Here is an 18,575-nt window from a genome sequence, read left to right as displayed (position 1 = left end):
CTTGACTAATCCCGTACGGCACCCGAAAGAATCCGTTGCATCAAGTTGCTTTCTGGTGAAACGTGTTCGCTCCAAGGGGGCCGCCTCGACATGTCCGTCACCCGCAGATCCGTACTGACCGCGGGGGCGGCCACTCCGCTGGCCGGGGTGCTCGCCACGCCCGCGGCCGGCGCCGCGGCGGCCGACCGTACCGGCGGCGCCGGCCGCCGTACCGTCGACCTCGCGGAGGGCTGGCGGTTCGCGCTCGTCAGCCGCGACGGCATCACCGACCCGACCGGCGCGTACACCGGCGCCGAACTCCCCGGGTTCGACGACGGGAAGTGGCGCACCGTCGCGATCCCGCACGACTGGAGCATCGAGCAGACCCCGACCACCGAGCACAACACCACCAGCGGCACCGGCTTCCTGCCCGGCGGCCTCGGCTGGTACCGCAAGACGTTCACCGTGCCGAGCGCCTACGCCGGCCGGCGGATCGCCGTCGAGTTCGACGGCGTCCACATGGACTCCGACGTCTACGTGAACGGCGAGCTCGTCGGGAACCACCCCTACGGATACACCGGCTTCGCCTACGACATCACCGACCTGCTGCACCTCGACGGCAGCACGGCCAACGTCCTCGCCGTCCAGGTCCGCAACCGCCTGCCCAGCAGCCGCTGGTACTCCGGCAGCGGAATCTACCGCAGCGCCCGCCTCGTCGTCACCGAGCCCGTGCACGTCGCCCGCTGGGGCACCTTCGTCACCACGCCCGACCTGCCCGCCACCCTGGAGAAGGGGTACGCGACGCTCGACGTAAGCACGGCCGTCGTCAACGAGTCCGGCGCCGCACACGACGTCACCGTCGTCTCCACCGTGCGCGACGCCAAGGGGCGGCGCGTCGCCCGCGCCGAGACCGCCCTCGACGGGCTCGGCCCGTCCGACACCAAGGCCGCCCGCACCGAACTCGTCCTCGACCGACCCCAGTTGTGGTCCATCGAGACCCCGGAGCACCGCTACACGCTCGTCACCGACGTGCGCGTGGACGGCGCCACCGTCGACACGTACCGCACCCGCTTCGGCGTCCGCCACGCGGCCTTCGACCCGGCCGACGGCTTCTCGCTCAACGGCACGTACACCAAGATCAAGGGCGTCGACCTGCACCACGACCTCGGCGCGCTCGGCGCCGCCGTGCACCCCGACGCCGTGCGCCGGCAGCTGGAGATCATGAAGTCCATGGGCGTCAACGCCCTGCGCACCGCCCACAACCCGCCCGCGCCCGAGGTGATCGAGGCGTGCGAGGACCTCGGCATCATCATGCTCGTCGAGGCCTTCGACTGCTGGCGCACCGGTAAGAACCGCTACGACTACGGCCGCTTCTTCGACGCCCACAGCGACGACGACATCGCCGAGATGGTGCGCGCCGCCCGCAACTCGCCCGCCGTCCTCATGTGGTCCATCGGCAACGAGATCCCCGACTCCACCCGCACCGAGGGCATCGCCATGGCGCAGCGCCTCGTCGCCGGCATCAAGGCCCTCGACACCACCCGGCCCGTCGTCATCGGCTCCGACAAGTACCGCTCGCTGCCCGCCGCGGGATCGCCCGCCGACCAGATCCTCGGCATGCTCGACGGCCTCGGCCTCAACTACAACACGGCCGCGTCGGTCGACGCCCTGCACGCCCGCTACCCGCACCTGTTCCTCTTCGAGTCCGAGTCCTCGTCGCAGACGTCGAGCCGCGGCACGTACCAGGAGCCGGAGCATCTCAACACCGGCGAGAATCACACCCCGGGCCGCCGCGCCACGTCCTCGTACGACAACAACCTCGCCTCCTGGACCATGAGCGGCGAGTACGGCCACAAGAAGGACCGCGACCGGCGGTTCTTCGCCGGGCAGTTCCTGTGGTCCGGCATCGACTACATCGGTGAGCCGACCCCGTACGACGTGTTCCCGGTGAAGGCGTCCTTCTTCGGCGCGGTCGACACCGCCGGGTTCCCCAAGGACATGTACCACCTCTTCCGCAGCCAGTGGACCGCCGAGCCGATGGTCCACCTCGTGCCCATGGACTGGTCGACGCACCGGGCGGGCGACGAGGTGGAGGTGTGGGCGTACGCGAACGTCGCCGAGGTCGAACTGTTCCTCAACGGCCGCTCCCTGGGCGTACGTTCCTTCGACACGAAGAAGACCGTCGACGGGCGGGCGTACCTGGAGACCACGGAGGCCACCGGCGACGACAAGACCGTCACCTCGGGCTCCTACCCGGGCAGCTACACCTCCCCGAACGGCAGCGCGGGCAAGCTGCATCTGACGTGGAAGGTGCCCTACGCGGCCGGTGAGCTCACAGCGGTCGCGAGAAAGGGCGGCAAGACCGTCGCCACGGACGTGCTGCGGTCGGCCGGGAAGCCGCACGCCGTGCGCCTCACGGCGGACCGCAAGTCCCTCGCCGCGGACGGCCGTTCGCTGGTCTTCGTGACCGCGGAGGTCGTCGACGCCAAGGGAGTGGTGGTGCCCGACGCCGAGCACCTGCTGGAGTTCGACGTCTCCGGGGGACAGGTGGCGGGGCTCGACAACGGCCGGCAGGAGAGCGCCGAGCGCTACCAGGCCAGTACCCGCACCGCCTTCCACGGACTCGCCCTCGCGATGGTCCGGGCGGGCACGAAGCCCGGGTCGCTCACCGTCACCGCGAGATCGGCGGGGCTGCGCACCGGGAAGGTGTCCGTCCGGGTGACCGGGCCCGCCGCGGGCCCGGTCACCCCGCGCGAACCGTTCGCCCCCGACCCGGGGCCGGGCCCCGTCACGTACCCGCTCGCGGACGCCAGTTACTCGGGCGCCACCACGACCCTGCCCGCCGCCATGCTCGACGGCGACGCGGCCACCCAGTGGTCCAACGCCTTCCAGAAGTCCGCCACCGCCCTGCTGCCCGCCTTCAACGCGGCGCGGGCCGAGGACTGGGTGAGCGTCGAGTGGGAGCGGGAGCGCACCGTCGGACGCGTCGAGGTCTCCTTCACCGTCGACGCCAGGCACGCCCTGCCCAAGACCGTCGACGTGTCCGCGTGGGACGGCGAGCGGTACGTCGCCGTGCCCGCCGACGGCCTCGACATCGACTGGGCCGTCGCATCGGGCGCACCGACCGTCCTCACCTTCGACGCCGTACACACCCGGAGGATCCGGCTCACCATGACCAGCAGCAAGCCCGCAACCGCCGAGGGCGCCCTCGGCATCGTCGCCCTGGATGTGGCGGCGTCATGACCCTCGAAGGAATCGACCCCGCCTGGCTGCCCGACGAGGCGCTGCGCCGGGTCGGAGCACGGCGCGTCCGCGTCGAGGGCGAGGGACTCCTCGTCGACACCGTGCGCGCCGAAGTGGCCCGTGCCGTCGCCGAGTTCGGCGGATCCGCGGCAGCCGACAGCTCCGGCTGCGACCTGCTGCTGACGCTCCGCGCCGACGGCGACCAGGGCCCCGAGGGGTTCACGCTGACCCGGACGGCCCGCCGCACCACCGTCACCGCCGCCGCCCCGGCCGGACTCCTGCACGGCTTCTTCCACGTCGTACGGCTCGGCGAGGCCGCGTTCACGGAGCACCCCGAGCAGACCCACCGCCCCGCGCTCGCGCTGCGCATGCTCGACCACTGGGACAACGTCGACGTGCACCCCGTGATGGGCCAGGTCGAGCGCGGCTACGCGGGCGGCTCCCTGTTCTGGAAGGACGGGCGGGCCCGCGGCGACCTCACCCGCGTCCGCGCGTACGCCCGGCTGCTCGCCTCCTGCGGCATCAACGCGCTCGCCGTCAACAACGTCAACGTCCACGCGAGCGAGACCCGGCTGCTCACCGACCGGTTCGGCGAAGTGGCCGCCATCGCGGGCGAGTTGCGGCACTACGGCATCCGCACCCACCTCTCCGTGAACTTCGCCGCGCCGCTGTGGGCCGGCGGCCTCGACACCGCCGACCCGCTCGACGAGGGCGTGCGCGCATGGTGGCGCGCGGCGGCCGACCGGGTCTACGCGCAGGTCCCCGACTTCGGCGGGTTCGTCGTCAAGGCCGACTCGGAGGGACAGCCGGGACCGTTCGCCTACGGCCGCAGCCACGCCGACGGCGCCAACCTGCTCGCCGAGGCCCTCGCCCCGCACGGCGGCACCGTCCACTGGCGGGCCTTCGTCTACGACCACAAGCAGGACTGGCGCGACCGCACCACCGACCGGGCCCGCGCCGCGTACGACCATTTCGCCCCGCTGGACGGGCAGTTCGCGGACAACGTGGTCCTCCAGGTCAAGCACGGCCCGATGGACTTCCAGGTCCGCGAGCCCGTCTCACCCGTCATCGGCGCCCTGCCCCGCACCCGCGTCGCCGTCGAACTGCAGGTCACCCAGGAGTACACCGGCCAGCAGCGGCACGTGTGCGCGCTCGCGCCGATGTGGTCCCAGGTACTCGGCTTCCGGCCGGAGGGGGACGGCGGCCCCGCCGTCGGACACCTGGCCGCGCGCGGCGGTCTCGTGGCCGTCTCGAACGTCGGCGACGACCCCTTCTGGACCGGCCACCCGCTCGCCCAGGCCAACCTCTACACCTACGGCCGGCTCGCCTGGGACCCGGACGCCGATCCGCACCGCCTCCTCGACGAGTGGGCCGAGTCGACGTTCACCCCGGACCTCACCGCGGACCCCGAGCGGCTGCGGTCCGGGCTGCGCGCGGTGCTGCACGGCTCCTGGGCCACGTACGAGAAGTACACCGCACCGCTCGGCGTCGGCTTCATGGTGCAGCCGGGACACCACTACGGGCCGAACGTCGACGGCTACGAGTACAGCCCCTGGGGCACCTACCACTTCGCCGACCGCGACGGCATCGGCGTCGACCGCAGCGCCGCCACCGGCACGGGGTACGCGGGGCAGTACGCCAAGCCCTGGTCCGAGCTGTACGAGACGCCCGCCACCTGCCCCGACGAGCTGCTCCTGTTCTTCCACCACGTGCCCTACGGCCATGTCCTGCACAGCGGCAGCACCGTGATCCAGCACATCTACGACACCCACTTCGAGGGCGTCGAGGAGGTCGAGGCCGCCCGCGCGGTCTGGGCCGGGCTCGAAGGGCTGATGACCCCGGCCCGGCACGCCCGGGTGAGCGGACTGTACGAGGAGCAGCTGCGCGGCGCCCGCGAATGGCGGGACCAGATCAACAGCTACTTCCTGCGCAAGTCCGGGATCCCGGACGCGCACGGGCGCCGGATCTACTGAACGCGCAGCAGTGCGACGCCCAGCGGGTCGAGCGTGAACGGCTCGCCGGGCTCGTACCGCTTGCCCGTCAGCACGTCGGCCGCGGCCGCGTGCGCCGACAGCTCCGCCTCCTGCGTCGCGTGGTTGAGGAGGAAGAGCAGGCGTGTCCCGTCCGGGGCGACCCGGTGGGCGGTCTCGACGGCGGCGTGCGCGGCATAGGGGCCGACGAGCCCGTGCCGGCCGAGGATCCGGCGGACCACCTCGTCCGTGCCCGGCTCGTCGAGGAAGGTCGCCACGTACCAGCCCTCGCCGCCGCGCTCGCCGAAGCGGTTGCGGGTGACGGCGGGGGTGCCCGCGTAGAAGTCGCGGGCGTAGGTGGCGACGGGCTCGGCGCCCTGTTCCACGACGATCTCGAAGACCAGCCCCGCGGTCACCTCCCGGTCCCCGATGCGCACGGTCTGGGTCACGTCGGCGGGCCGTGCGTCCCACTCGTCGACGCGTACGCCCGTCAGCGGCCCGAGCGGGCCCGGCACATCGGTGAGGAAGGCCAGGCCGTGCTCGTCGCCGCGCCCGGACAGGAACGTGGTAAGCACCGTCCCGCCCCGCCCGGCCACCGCTTCCAGGCGCTCGGCCAGATCACCCTTCACCAGGTGCAGCACGGGCGCGAGGACCACGTCGTACGCGGACAGGTCCGCCGTCACCGGGACGACGTCCACGTCGGCGCCCGCCACCCGAGCCGCCCGGTAGTAGCGGTGCAGCACGTCCGGGTACTTCACGAGCCGGGACGGGCCGTCGGAGATCTCCAGGGCCCACCAGCTGTCCCAGTCGACGAGCAGGGCCACGCGCGCGGGCGTGCGTGCGCCGAGCGTCAGCGGGCCCAGCTCCGCCAACTCCCTTCCGATGTCCGCCACTTCGCGGAACACGCGCGTGTCGTCGCGGCCCGCGTGCCCGATGACGGCCCCGATGTACTTCTCGCACGCGCCGCGTGACGCCCGCATCTGGAAGTAGAGCGCCGCGTCCGCGCCGTGCGCGATCGCCTGCCAGGTCGCGATCCGCAGCTCGCCCGGCCTGCGCAGCGGATTGATGTCACGGCACGCCGTCGTCGACGGCGTCTGCTCCATCAGCCAGAACGGCGCGCCGTCCTTCAGGCCGCGCATCAGATCGTGCGCCAGCGCGGGGACCGTGGGCGGCGCGTCCAGCGGCGGATAGCTGTCCCAGGACGCGAAGTCGAGGTGCGGTGCCCACCGGTGGTAGTCCAACGGCCGGTACAGACCCATGAAGTTGGTGGTCACGGGCGTGTCCGGAGCGTGGGCGCGGACCGCCTCCTTCTCGGCGACGAAGCAGCCGAGCAGCGCGTCCGTCATGAACCGCCGGTAGTCGAGCGTGATGCCCTGGAAGGCGGTGTGGTCGGGGCCGCGCCAGTGCTCGGTCAGCGCGCTCGGCGGCTCGATCTGCGACCAGTCCGTGTAGCGGTGCGACCAGAACGTCGTCCACCACGCGTGGTTGAGCGCGTCGAGCGTGCCGTGCCGCGCGCGCAGCCAGCCGCGGAACGCCTCGGCGCACAGCTCGCAGTAACAGGCGCCGCCGTACTCGTTGTTGATGTGCCAGGCGAGCAGCGCCGGGCTGTCCGCGTACCGCTCGGCGATGCGTGAGGCCAGGGCCACCGAAAGACGGCGGTACACGGGAGAGCTCGGGCAGAAGTTGTGGCGCTGCCCGTAGCGGTGCCGGCGGCCCTCGAAGTCGGTGCGGTTCACCTCCGGGTACTTCAGGGCGAGCCAGGGCGGGACGGCCGCCGTACCGGTGGCGAGGACCACGCGCCGGCCCTCCGCCGCGGCGCGCTCCACGATGCGGTCCAGGACCGTGAAGTCGTAGATGTCTTCAGCGGGTTGGAGCACCGACCAGGCGAACACGCCGACCGTCAGGGTGTCGATCCCGGCGGTCGTGAACAGCCGATGGTCCTCGTCCCAGATCTCCTCCGGCCACTGTTCGGGGTTGTAGTCGCCGCCGTAGGGGATCTTGCGGCTCATGCCGTGTACTCCTCATGGGTGCGGGTGATCATGGGGCGGCTGGAGTGCAGCAGTGAGAAGAGCAGGAGCGAGGTCAGCAGCAGCGGCAGCGCCTCGGTGAGCCAGAGGGTCCCCGCGACCACGAGCACCAGCGCGCTCGCCGCCGCGGGGGAGGCCCCGCCGCGGCGCAGCAGGAAGTGCCCGGCCAGGCGCACCGTGTCCCGCGTGCGGAACGTGAACAGGGCGCCGATCACCAGGGCGTTGGCACCCCACAGCAGGGCCCCCACCCCCACCACGGCGAGCAGCGCCGCCCACCAGCCGGGCAGCCCGGTCAGGGAGAAGTGCGTCAGCGTGTAGGCGATCACGGTGAGCCAGGCGAGCAACGGCGTCCACAGCGCAAGCGCGGTCCGGGTGTTGAGCCGCAGACCGCGCAGATACGTGCGCGCCGGGTGCAGCTCGGTCAGATCGCCGCTGCGGTGGTGCAGGGCGTACAGCGCGGCCGCACAGCCGGGGCCGGCCGGTACCAGGCAGACCGCGGCGAGCGGCAGGTTCGACGGGGCCCCGCCCAGGAACAGCAGCCCGGCGAGGCCCGGCGCGACCGTCGCGAGGAACATGCCCTCGACGACGAGCAGCGTGTGGACCAGCGCGGCCGCACGGGAGAGCGGGCCCTGCCCGAATCCCGTCGCGGCCGCGCTCACGCGCCCCCTCCGAGCAGCCGCGACGCGTCCCACCACGGCGGCGTCTCGTCCTCGACCGGGCACACCTCGACCAGGGTGACCTCGTGCCGCTCCAGGGTGAGATCGAGCGACACCGCAGCGTCCCGCACGGGGACCTGGACATGGGAGCGGGCCGGCTCCGCCGCCTCGTGCAGCAGATCGAGCTGCGCCGGGCGTGGTGAGCGCGGCGCACCCATCCGCCGCCACGCCGTGTACGCGTTGCCCCGCTCCTCGTCCACGCTGGATCGGTGCACATAGGCCGTGGCCCCGCGCATCGGGACAAAGACCCGCACGGTGTGCCCCTCGGGCCCCGGCGTCGCACCGCTCGGGTCGACCGGCGCCCACGCGAGCACCGTGACCCGCCCGTCCGGGTGCCGCGTGACGAGATGGTCCTCGCCCCGGGCCAGGACCTCCTCGCCCGTGCGCGCCATGAACGCGTACAGATGGAAGGTGGGCTTCTTCACCTGGCGGTGCGTCAGCAGCCCGAAGCCGCCGTGGAACAGCGCCGTCGGCACCCCCACCTCCTCGAACATGTCGCTGAACGTCCAGTACGAGAAGGAGTCCACGTGCTCCCCGCCGTGCGCGATCACCGGCGCGAGATACGCGGCGTTGAAGGCCGTGTCGTGGATCGCGTTGTCGGGACGGTACGACGAGTTGAACTCCGTGATGTGGACCGGGAGTTCACCGAGCGGCGTGCCCTTCAGCGCCTCGCGCGGCTGCGCGAACTGGTCGAGGAGCCGGCCTGCGGGCTCCAGCGTCTGGTACCGGCCGAACGGCACCGGCTGGACCGGGCCCGACGTGTAGGCGTGCCGCGACACGAAGTCCACCGGCACGTCCCGCGCCGTGCAGAAGTCCGCGAACCGGGCCATCCAGTCGTCCGAACCCGGCGAGATCGCCGGGCCCCCGACCTGCAGCGACGCGTCGACCTCCTTCACCGTGCGCGCGGTCACCTCGTACAGATGGTGGTACGCGGCCTCGTCGGCGTTCTCCCAGAAGACGTCGAGGTTCGGCTCGTTCCACACCTCGATCGGCCAGGTGCGGACCTCCTCGATCCCGTACCGGTCGATCAGATGCGTCAGCGTCGCCCGCACCAGGTCCGCCCACTCCCGGTGCGAGGACGGCGGCGTCACGTTCCCCGCCCACCAGAAGACGGTCTGCTCGCCCGAGGCCAACTCGCGCGGCATGAAGCCGAGTTCGAGGAACGGCTTGATGCCGATCTCCAGATACGCGTCCACGATCTGGTCGACGTACGTGAACGAGTGGTGCACCCGGCGCTCGCCCTCCCACTCGTAGGGCCGGTACACCCCCATCCCGTCGCTGAACAGGCCGTGCCCGCGGATGTGCCGGAAGCCGATCTCTCGCTGCACCAGGGCGAGGGACTCCTGGTAGTCGCGGCGCAGCGCCAATTCGATCCGGCCGGTTCCGACGCAGGCGCGCCAGGGGGCCGTCATCCGTTCTGCTCCTTGAAGCGATCGGCCGCCTTGTTGTGCAGGTCGACCAGCTGCTGCATGTTCTTGCCCTTCAACTCGCCCATGAACGCGTCCCATTCGGACATCGGCCGCTTGCCGAGCACGAACTTCAGCGTGTTCTGGATGGTGAGGTCCTTGAGCGGGGTGTCCCACAGCGTCGCCTGCTCCTGCTCGGCGGACTTCAGCGGGTGCGCCGGGTCGATCGGCATCTGCTGCCGCTTCGCCATCTCGTCCTGGAACTTCTTCTCGTCCGGGCTGAACGACGACGACACCAGCTCCCAGCTGCCGCCGTACGTGAACACGCCGTCGAAGAAGCCGAAGTCCTTCTGCAGGTCCTTGGGCGCGTCCGGGTCCGAGCCCATCAGGCTGATCCCGTCCTTCAGCTTGTACGTGCCGCCGGACTTCGTGTAGGTGACGCCCTCGACGCCCCACTTGCAGAACTCTTTGCCCGCGTCCGAGTAGAACAGCCAGTCCACGAACTGCAGCGTCGCGGTGAAGGTGTCCGCCTTGAGCGCCTTGCTGGAGACCATCACGCCGTTCTCCAGCCGGCCTCCGCCGAGCACCACCGGCCCCGCCGGTCCGAGCGGCACCGGAATCATCTCGATCTTCGAGCCCTTGACCTGCTTGGTCAGGTTGTAGCGGTAGTTCTGCACCAGCTCCTGCGGATTGGCGCTGATCACGAACGACTTCTCGGCGAGCAGCTTCTGCACCGCCTGGTCGTCCTGCTGGGTGAAGGATTCCGGGTCGAGCAACTTCTCCGCGACGAGCTTTCTCAGGAACTCCACCATCTCGCGGTAGCGGTCCTGCGTCGGCGTGAAGACGAACTTCTCCGCCTTGGCGTCATAGCTGATGTTGTCGTACGACCAGCCGGCCTTCACTCCGTACGCCTGCCCGAGGTACTGGAACAACGCCCCGGCCGGGAAAGGGGTGTTGGTGCTCCAGCGGTCCGTCATCGGGTACTTGCCGGGGTACTCCTCCTTGAGCGCCTTCAGGACGTCGTACACCTCGTCCCACGTGGTGGGCAGCGACAGCTTCAGCTTGTCGAGGATGTCCGTGCGCAGGGCGAGGGAGTAGCCGGACTTCACCTTCTCGTGCAGGCCCGGCAGCAGGTAGTACTTGCCGTCGGACTGCCGGATCGAGTCGAGTTCCGGCTCCAGCTTCCACTTCTTCACCTGGGCCTGGTAGTTCGGCATCAGGTGGACGTACTCGCTGACCGGGACGATCGCTCCCGAGGAGACGAAGGCGACCTCGGAGGGGTGGTAGGTCTTGGGGACCAGGAAAGGGGCGTCGCCCGAGCCGATGAGGACGCCGCGCTTCTTCTCGTAGTCGGCGAGCGGCACGTCGACGATGTCCAGGGTGACGCCGGTGCGCTTGGTGATCTCCTCCCACAGCAGCCAGCTCTTCTTGGTCGGGTAGACCGGGTTGTTGTTGTGCAGCGTCGAGAGGGTCAGGGCCTTGGTGGCCTTGAACTGCTCGCCGACCTTGTAGTCCTTCATCGCCCCGTTCTGCTTCTTGGACAGGTCCTTGCTGTCCGTGCTGCCGTCCTCGCCACTGCCGCAGGCGGTGAGTGTGGCGAGACCGATGAATCCGGCGGCGGCGAGTATCTGGCGCCGCGAGAGATGCCCGGCGTTGTTCACTGGAACTCCTCAGGAGAAAAAGAGATAGGGGGAAAGTCAGCCCTTGACCGCGCCGAGCATCACGCCCTTGACGAAATAGCGCTGGACGAACGGGTACACGCACAGGATCGGCAGCGCCGTGAGCAGGATCGCGACCGCCTGGATATTGGCGCCGACCTGACTGAGCTGGTCCGTGTTGGCGCCCGCGTTCGCGCCGCCGGTCGAGCCCAGGATGAGATTGCGCAGATAGACGGTGACCGGCATCTTCTCCGCGTCGTCGAGATAGAGGAACGCGCTGAACCACGAGTTCCAGAACGACACCGAGTAGAAGAGCACCATCGTCGCCACGACCGCCTTCGACAGCGGCAGCACGACCTTGAGCAGAATGCCGTACGTGCTCAGGCCGTCGATCTGCGCGGCCTCCTCCAGATCGGAGGGCATGCTCTCGAAGAAGGCCTTCATCACCAGCAGGTTGAAGACGCTGATCGCGTTGGGCAGCGCGATCGCCCAGATGCTGTTCTTCAGGCCGAGGCTCGTGATCAGGACGTAGTTCGGGATCAGACCGCCGGTGAAGAACATGGTGAACACGGCGACGCCGATGAGACCGGTGCGGCCCCGCAGGTGCTTCTTCGACAGGACGTAGGCGTAGCAGGTCGTGAGGACCATCGCGACGGCCGTCGACACCACCGTGTAGAGCACGGTGTTGCCGTAGTTCCGCCAGAACATGTCGTCCTTGAACACGATCTTGTACGTGGTGAGGTTGAAGCCCTCGGGCCAGAGCGTCACCTGCCCGGCACGGATCTGGCGCTCCCCGCTGAACGACCTCGCGATGATGTTGACGAAGGGGTAGAGGGTGACGGCCACGACGAGCGTGAGCACGATCCCGTTGACACCCTGGAAGGCGCGGTATCCGCGGGAGGGGCGGTTGACGGTCACCACAGGCTCGTCCCCACTGTGCGGCGCGAGAGGAAGTTGGAGGACGTGATCAGGACGAGGCCGATGATCGCCTCGAACAGGCCGATGGCGGCCGCGTAGCTGAAGCTGCTGGACTCGACACCGGTGCGGTACACGTACGTGGAGATCACGTCGGAGGTCTGGTACGTCAGCGGGTTGTAGAGCAGCAGGACCTTCTCGAAGCCGACCGCCATGAAGGTGCCGACGTTCAGGATCAGCAACGTGATCATGGTCGGGCGGATGCCGGGCAGCGTCACGTGCCAGGTCTGCTGCCAGCGGTTCGCGCCGTCGATCCGGGCCGCCTCGTACAGGTCCTCGTCGATCGTGGTGAGCGCGGCGAGATAGAGGATCGTGCCCCAGCCGGCCGTCTGCCAGATCTCCGAGCCGACGTACATCGTGCGGAACCACTCGGGTTCCTGGATGAACCGGATCGGGTCGTGGCCGAACCAGCCGATGACGTGGTTGACCGGGCCGTCCGTGGCGAGCATCTGCATCGTGATGCCCGCGACGATCACGATCGACAGGAAGTGCGGCAGGTACGAGATCGACTGTACGAAACGTTTCAACGCGCTGCGCCGCACCTCGTTGAGGAGCAGTGCGAGGACGATCGGGATCGGGAAGCAGAAGACGAGCGTGAGCCCGCCCAGCCAGAGCGTGTTCCGGAAGACCTGCCAGAAGGTCGGGTCGCTCAGGAACATCTGGACGTAGCGCAGCCCCACCCACTCCTCGCCGAAGACCGAACCGCCCGGCTCGAAGCGGCGGAACGCGATCACGTTGCCGAGCATCGGGAGGTAGCGGAAGACGAGGAAGAAGGCGATGGGCAGCACTGCGAGGGAGTACAGCTGCCAGTCGCGGCGCAGTGCCTGGCGCCAGGTCCGGCGGGATTTCGGGGTGCCGCGCTGCTTCGGCGGCGGTGACTCGGCTGGGGCGGTGGTGGCGTCGGGCGCCTCGCCCGTCACGGTCGGAGACGTCATGCAGGGCCTTCCGTCACATGGGCATCGCGTGGGTATCGCGGGGGGCATCGCACGGGCAGGGAAAGGCGTGACCGAGAACTTTCGAGAATCTTCCGGTAACGTCGCCGCAACCTAAAGCCGCTCCCGACCCCTGTCAATGGGTGCCGCGCACACGGGAGTTGGCCCCCCAGACCCCTGTGAGGTGTCCGTGCCCGCCTTTGATCTCCCCCTCGACCAGCTGAAACGCCACCGACCGCCGCTCGCGGAACCGGCCGACTTCGACGCGTTCTGGCAGACCACCCTGAAGGCCGCCGCGCATCCGCGACCGGTCGTGAGCGCCGAACGGGCCGACAGCGGCCTGCGGCTCGTCGAGACGTGGGACGTGACGTTCCGCGGCTTCGCCGGCGACCCGGTCCGCGCCTGGTACACCCGGCCCGCGGGCACGGACGGTGAACTGCTGCCCGGCGTCGTCGAGTTCGCCGGGTACGGCCGTGGCCGCGGCCTGCCGCACGAGCGGCTCACCTGGGCCAACGCCGGATACGCGCATCTGCTCATGGACAACCGCGGCCAGGGCGACCAGTACGGCAGCGGCGGCGCCACCCCCGACCCGCACGCGAGCGCCCCCGGGGGGCCCGGCGCCATCGTGCGCGGCATCCTCGACCCGCACGACCACCACTACCGGCGGCTGATCACCGACGCCGTGTGCGCGGTCGCCGCACTGCGCGCCCTGCCCGGCGTCGCCCCGGACCGGGTGGCAGCCGTCGGCAACAGCCAGGGCGGGGGAGTGGCCCTCGCCGTCGCCGGACTCGTCCCGGACCTGGCCGCCGTGCTGGTCAGCGCCCCGCTGCTGTGCGGCATCCGGCGCGCCCTCGACCTCACCGACGACGGCCCCTACGGCGAGGTCGCCGCCTATCTCGCCGTGCACCGGGGCGCCGAGACGGCCGCGTACCGCACGCTCTCGTACGTCGAGGGGATCTCCTTCGCCCGGCGCGCGCACGCCCCGGCCCACTTCGGCGTCGGGCTGCGCGACACGGTGTGCCCGCCGAGCGGGGCGTACGCCGCGTTCAACCGCTACGGCGAGCTGGCGGACCCCGGACCCGATCGCGAGATCCACGCATACCCCTTCAATCACCATGAAGGGGGCGACGCCGTGCACGTGCGCCGCCAACTCGACTGGTTGCACGGTACGTTCGACCGGCCGGACGTGCGGCCGGGTCGCCGGTCGGATGGTTGACGGCATGTTCTACGGTTTCCGGAAGGTGTCCGGAGATCTTTCGGGCGCACGTGAAGCGCATGGTGACGGAGGTGGGGAACGTGGCCCGGGATGGCGGCAAGGCCAAGACAGCCACGCAGAGCCCGGACGGGCCGGCCAAGGTGACGATCACCGAGATCGCGCGGGAGGCCGGGGTGTCCGTCCCCACCGTCTCGCGGGTCGTCAACGGACGCTCGGACGTCTCGCCCGCGACCCGGGCGCGGGTGGAGGATCTGCTGCACCGGCACGGTTACCGACGCCGCCAGACCTCGCCGGGGGACCGGGCGGCCCTGCTCGACCTGGTCTTCAACGATCTCGACAGCCCCTGGGCGGTCGAGATCATCCGGGGCGTGGAGGAGATCGCCCACGAACAGGGCGTGGGTACGGTCGTCTCCGCGATCCACGACCGGGCCGGTGACGCACATCAATGGATGACGAATCTGCGGGCCCGCGCCTCGGACGGCGTGATCCTGGTGACCTCCGTTCTCGAACAGGGGCTCCATGACGAACTGCGACGCCTCGGTGTGCCGCTGGTGGTCATCGACCCGGCGGGTGGCCCCGCCCTGATGGCGCCCACCGTGGGTGCCACCAACTGGGCGGGCGGGATGGCCGCGACCGAGCACCTGCTGGGCCTCGGCCACCGGCGGATCGGGTTCATCGAGGGCCCGCCCCGACTGCTGTGCTCGCGGGCCAGGCTCGACGGCTACCGGGCCGCGCTCGACGCCGCGGGGGTCGCGGTGGACGACACCCTGATCGTGCCCGGGGACTTCTATCACGAGTCCGGGTTCACGGGCGCCAACCACCTGCTCGATCTGGACGAAGCGCCGACCGCGATCTTCGCCTCCAGCGACCAGATGGCGCTCGGCGCGATCGAGGCGCTGCGCCGGCGCGGGCTCCGGGTGCCCGAGGACATGAGCGTCGTCGGCTTCGACGACCTTCCGGAGGTCCGCTGGTCGTCCCCGCCGCTCACCACGGTCAGACAGCCTCTCGCCGACATGGGCAAGTTGGCGGCCCGTTCCGTGCTGGACCTCGCGCGCTCCGTCGAGCCGGCCTCGCCGCGCGTCGAGCTGGCGACGGAACTCGTGGTCAGGGCCAGTACGGCGGTGCCGCGCACGGTCTGACCGGGACATTCCGCTTCGGGGGTGTCAACGTCTCTTTTTGTTAAGGGCGTTGACACCCCCGTCGCATGCCCGTAACTTCCGTGGCCGTTCCCCGATAATTTTCGGATCACTTCCGGAAGGTGCGCCATGTCAGCCTCCGAGTTCTCCCGCCGTCGGTTCCTGAGCGCCGCCTCAGCGGCCGGTATCGGTGCCGTTGCCCTCACCGCCTGTGGCGGGTCCGATTCCGGTGGTGGAACGGACAGTTCGGGCCGGACGGTCATCGAGTGGTGGCACATCCAGACCACCGCGCCGTCCAAGACCATCTGGCCCGAGCGGGCGAAGGCGTACGAGGCCGCGCACCCCAAGGTGCGGATCAAGCTCGTGGCGCTGGAGAACGAGGCGTTCAAGTCGAAGATGACGGCGGTCACCAGCTCGGGGAAGCTGCCGGACATCTACCACACCTGGGGCGGCGGCGTCCTCAAGCAGCAGATCGACGCGGGCCTCGTGGAGGACCTCACCGAGTCCATCAAGCCGGTGACCGACGCGATGGTGCCCGCCTCGCTGGAGGCGTACAAGTTCGACGACAAGATGTACGCGGTGCCGATCGACATCGGCGCCGTCGGCTTCTGGTACAACAAGGCGCTCTTCAAGAAGGCGGGCATCTCCACCCCGCCCGCCACCTGGGCCGACTACCTCGACGCGATCAAGAAGCTGAAGTCCGCCGGGATCACCCCCATCGCCCTCGCCGGCAAGGAGAAGTGGCCCGGCATGTACTACTGGGCGTACCTCGCGACCCGCATCGCCGGTGTCGAGGGCATGCAGAAGGCCGCCGACGCCAAGGACTTCACCGGAGACGCCTTCATCAAGGCCGGTGAGCACCTCAAGGAGCTGGTCGCCCTGGAGCCCTTCCAGAAGGGCTTCCTCGGAGCCGCGTACTCCAGCCCGACCGGTGAGGCCGCCACCATGGGCAACGGCAAGGCCGCGATGGAGCTCATGGGCCAGTGGGCGCCGGTCACCCAGGCCGACGCGGGCAAGGGCATCGGCAAGGACCTCGGCTTCTTCGCCTTCCCCGAGGTGGCGGGCGGCAAGGGCTCCGGCACCGACGCGTTCGGCGGAGGCGGCGGCTACGCGGTGCGCAAGGGCGCGCCGAAGGAGGCCGTGGACTTCCTCAAGTGGTTCATGTCCGCCGAGAACGACCGCCTCCTCGTGGAGAAGGCGCAGATGATGCCCGTCGTGAAGGACGCCACCAGCGCGCTCACCGACCCCAACCTCAAGATGGTCTCCGACATGCTCGGCAAGGCGACCGGCTTCCAGCTCTACCTGGACCAGGCCTACCCGCCCGCCGTCGGCCAGGAGATCAACGACTCCGTCGCCGCCCTCATCGCCGGTGCCAAGTCGCCCGAGCAGGTCGCGCGCTCCATCACCCAGGTCGCCAAGAGCGCGTAGATCACCATGACCACGACCCAGATCCACGACTCCGGCACCGCGCTCGCCAAGGTGCCGGAAGCTCCGCAGCCCATCGGGCGCCCGCTGGCACGCCGTGTGCGCGAATGGTTCACCGCCTTCGCGTTCACGGTGCCCGCACTCGTCCTGTTCGGCCTCCTCGTGCTCGCGCCGATGCTCTACGCGCTGTACGTCAGCTTCTTCAACTGGGGTGGCTTCGGCTCCCCTTCGGACTTCGCCGGCGTCGACAACTACACCAAGCTGCTGGACGACCCGGTCTTCCTCGGCGACCTGTGGCGCGGACTGCTCCTGGTGCTGGCCTCCGTCGGGCTGCAGCTTCCGTTCGCGCTCGCCATGGCCGTGCTGCTCAACCAGAAACTGCGCGGCCGGGCCTTCTACCGGATGCTGTTCTTCGCCCCGTACGTGCTGTCCGAGGTCATCACCGGCGTCCTGTTCTCCATGATCTTCGCGCCGGACGACGGGCTCGCCGACCGGGTGCTCGGCGCCGTCGGTCTCGACAGCCTCGGCGGTCTCTGGTTCGCCGACCAGAAGTGGGTGCTGCCCACCCTGTTCCTGGTCATGATGTGGAAGTACTTCGGCTTCCACATGATGCTCTACCTGGCCGGACTGCAGGGCATCCCCGTGGAGTTGCACGAGGCGGCCCGGATCGACGGCGCGAGCGCCTGGGAGCGCTTCCGCCACGTGACGCTGCCGCTGCTCGGCCCCACCATCCGGATGAGCGTCTTCCTCTCCGTGATCGGCGCCATCCAGCTCTTCGACCTGGTGTGGGTCACCACCGCGGGCGGCCCCGACCACCACTCCGAGACCATGGCCGTCACGATGATCCAGTACGGCTTCAAGCGCTACCAGATCGGCTATGCCAGCGCGATCAGCATCGCGATGTTCCTCATCAGCCTGGTCTTCGCCCTCGCCTACCAGCGGTTCGTGCTGCGCCGCGACACCGAAGGCGCCCTCACGAACATGCGAGGTAACCGATGAGCGGCCTCAGTCACACCGCCCGCCGCCGGCTGCGTTCCACACCGCTGTACGTCATCGTGTGGGTGGTCGGCGTGGTCATGGTCACCCCGCTCCTGTACGCGCTGATCTCCGGCTTCAAGTCCACCGCCCAGATGTCCCAGAACCCCTTCGGGCTGCCCTCGCCGTGGAACGTGTCGAACTACACGGACATCCTTCGGTCCGGTTCCTTCTGGCGCATGCTCGGCTCGTCGACGCTGATCGCCGTCGCCACCACGGTGCTCACCGTCGGCACGGCCGCGCTCGCGGCCTTCGCGCTCGCCCGGTTCGCCTTCCGGGGCCGGGAGTTGCTCTTCACGGTCTTCACCGTCGGCCTGATGTTCCCGTTCGCCGTGGCGATCCTGCCGCTGTTCATCCTGCTGCGCACCTTCGGGCTGCTCGACAACCCGTGGGGCGTGATCCTGCCGCAGGCCGCGTTCGGCCTGCCCATGACCATCGTCATCCTGCGCGGCTTCTTCCGGGAGATACCGGGCGAGCTGGAGGAGGCGGCCACCCTCGACGGCTGCTCCCCGTTCGGCTTCTTCTGGCGGATCCTGCTGCCGATGGCGCGCCCCGCCCTCGGCACCGTCTCCGTCCTCGCCGTGGTCGCCAGCTGGAACAACTTCCTGCTGCCGCTGCTCGTGTTCAGCGAACCCACCTGGTGGACGATCCCCGTCGGTGTCCAGCAGTTCCAGGGGCAGTACGCCACCGACATCGCCCGGGTCTTCGCCTACCTGGTGCTCGCCATGGTCCCCGCACTCGGTTTCTACGCGGTCGCGGAACGGCAGCTGATCGGCGGCATCACGATGGGCGCGACCAAGGGCTGACAGCGCCGTCGCCCGCCACCCACCCCCGTTCTTCCCGCACTTGAGGAGTTC

Annotated in this window: 13 protein-coding genes; 7 read left to right on the top strand and 6 right to left on the bottom strand. The window is 69.8% G+C overall.

The window, feature by feature from the left end; all coding sequences use genetic code 11:
• Positions 1-90 precede the first annotated feature (90 nt).
• On the top strand, positions 91-3,222 hold the full coding sequence (locus tag J3486_RS06675; protein WP_207819107.1) for a sugar-binding domain-containing protein: 3,132 nt from the start codon (positions 91-93) through the stop codon (positions 3,220-3,222).
• Positions 3,219-5,195, top strand: coding sequence for an alpha-glucuronidase (locus J3486_RS06670; RefSeq protein WP_207819106.1), 1,977 nt, complete (start codon positions 3,219-3,221; stop codon positions 5,193-5,195). The genes J3486_RS06675 and J3486_RS06670 overlap by 4 nt, the downstream gene beginning before the upstream one ends.
• Here J3486_RS06670 and J3486_RS06665 read toward each other — a convergent pair.
• The 6 genes from J3486_RS06665 to J3486_RS06640 are packed head-to-tail and all read right to left on the bottom strand — an operon-like array spanning position 5,189 to position 12,909.
• Positions 5,189-7,201, bottom strand: a complete 2,013-nt coding sequence (locus J3486_RS06665; protein WP_207819105.1) for a beta-galactosidase — start codon at positions 7,199-7,201, stop codon at positions 5,189-5,191. The two genes, J3486_RS06670 and J3486_RS06665, sit on opposite strands and share 7 nt — an antisense overlap.
• Entirely contained in the window at positions 7,198-7,878 is a 681-nt protein-coding gene (locus J3486_RS06660; RefSeq protein ID WP_207819104.1) for a hypothetical protein, read from the bottom strand. The genes J3486_RS06665 and J3486_RS06660 overlap by 4 nt, the downstream gene beginning before the upstream one ends.
• Complete coding sequence (locus J3486_RS06655; RefSeq protein ID WP_207819103.1) at positions 7,875-9,347, bottom strand: glycosyl hydrolase; 1,473 nt, start codon at positions 9,345-9,347, stop codon at positions 7,875-7,877. The genes J3486_RS06660 and J3486_RS06655 overlap by 4 nt, the downstream gene beginning before the upstream one ends.
• The gene (locus J3486_RS06650) at positions 9,344-11,002 is read right to left on the bottom strand and encodes an extracellular solute-binding protein (RefSeq protein WP_207819102.1); all 1,659 of its coding nucleotides are present in this window, start codon (positions 11,000-11,002) and stop codon (positions 9,344-9,346) included. Before J3486_RS06650 ends, J3486_RS06655 begins: the two co-directional genes overlap by 4 nt.
• Before the next feature lie 36 nt (positions 11,003-11,038).
• Positions 11,039-11,920, bottom strand: coding sequence for a carbohydrate ABC transporter permease (locus J3486_RS06645; RefSeq protein WP_207819101.1), 882 nt, complete (start codon positions 11,918-11,920; stop codon positions 11,039-11,041).
• Entirely contained in the window at positions 11,914-12,909 is a 996-nt protein-coding gene (locus J3486_RS06640) for a sugar ABC transporter permease (protein ID WP_229377666.1), read from the bottom strand. The genes J3486_RS06645 and J3486_RS06640 overlap by 7 nt, the downstream gene beginning before the upstream one ends.
• Before the next feature lie 187 nt (positions 12,910-13,096).
• Between J3486_RS06640 and J3486_RS06635 the strand changes: the two genes are divergently transcribed.
• The 5 genes from J3486_RS06635 (at position 13,097) to J3486_RS06615 (ending at position 18,524) form a co-directional block, all read left to right on the top strand.
• Positions 13,097-14,122, top strand: a complete 1,026-nt coding sequence (locus J3486_RS06635; protein WP_207819100.1) for an acetylxylan esterase — start codon at positions 13,097-13,099, stop codon at positions 14,120-14,122.
• Positions 14,123-14,202: 80 nt separating this feature from the next.
• Positions 14,203-15,261, top strand: a complete 1,059-nt coding sequence (locus J3486_RS06630; RefSeq protein ID WP_307804713.1) for a LacI family DNA-binding transcriptional regulator — start codon at positions 14,203-14,205, stop codon at positions 15,259-15,261.
• A 126-nt stretch (positions 15,262-15,387) separates the two neighbouring features.
• The gene (locus J3486_RS06625; protein WP_207819098.1) at positions 15,388-16,686 is read left to right on the top strand and encodes an extracellular solute-binding protein; all 1,299 of its coding nucleotides are present in this window, start codon (positions 15,388-15,390) and stop codon (positions 16,684-16,686) included.
• A gap of 6 nt (positions 16,687-16,692) precedes the next feature.
• Positions 16,693-17,682, top strand: a complete 990-nt coding sequence (locus J3486_RS06620; protein ID WP_207819097.1) for a carbohydrate ABC transporter permease — start codon at positions 16,693-16,695, stop codon at positions 17,680-17,682.
• On the top strand, positions 17,679-18,524 hold the full coding sequence (locus J3486_RS06615) for a carbohydrate ABC transporter permease (protein ID WP_207819096.1): 846 nt from the start codon (positions 17,679-17,681) through the stop codon (positions 18,522-18,524). The genes J3486_RS06620 and J3486_RS06615 overlap by 4 nt, the downstream gene beginning before the upstream one ends.
• Positions 18,525-18,575 lie beyond the last annotated feature (51 nt).

This window comes from Streptomyces sp. VRA16 Mangrove soil, assembly GCF_017377775.1.
Lineage (GTDB): Bacteria > Actinomycetota > Actinomycetes > Streptomycetales > Streptomycetaceae > Streptomyces.
Note: the sequence above shows the minus strand (reverse complement) of the source record. Positions and strands in the feature narration are given on the sequence as shown.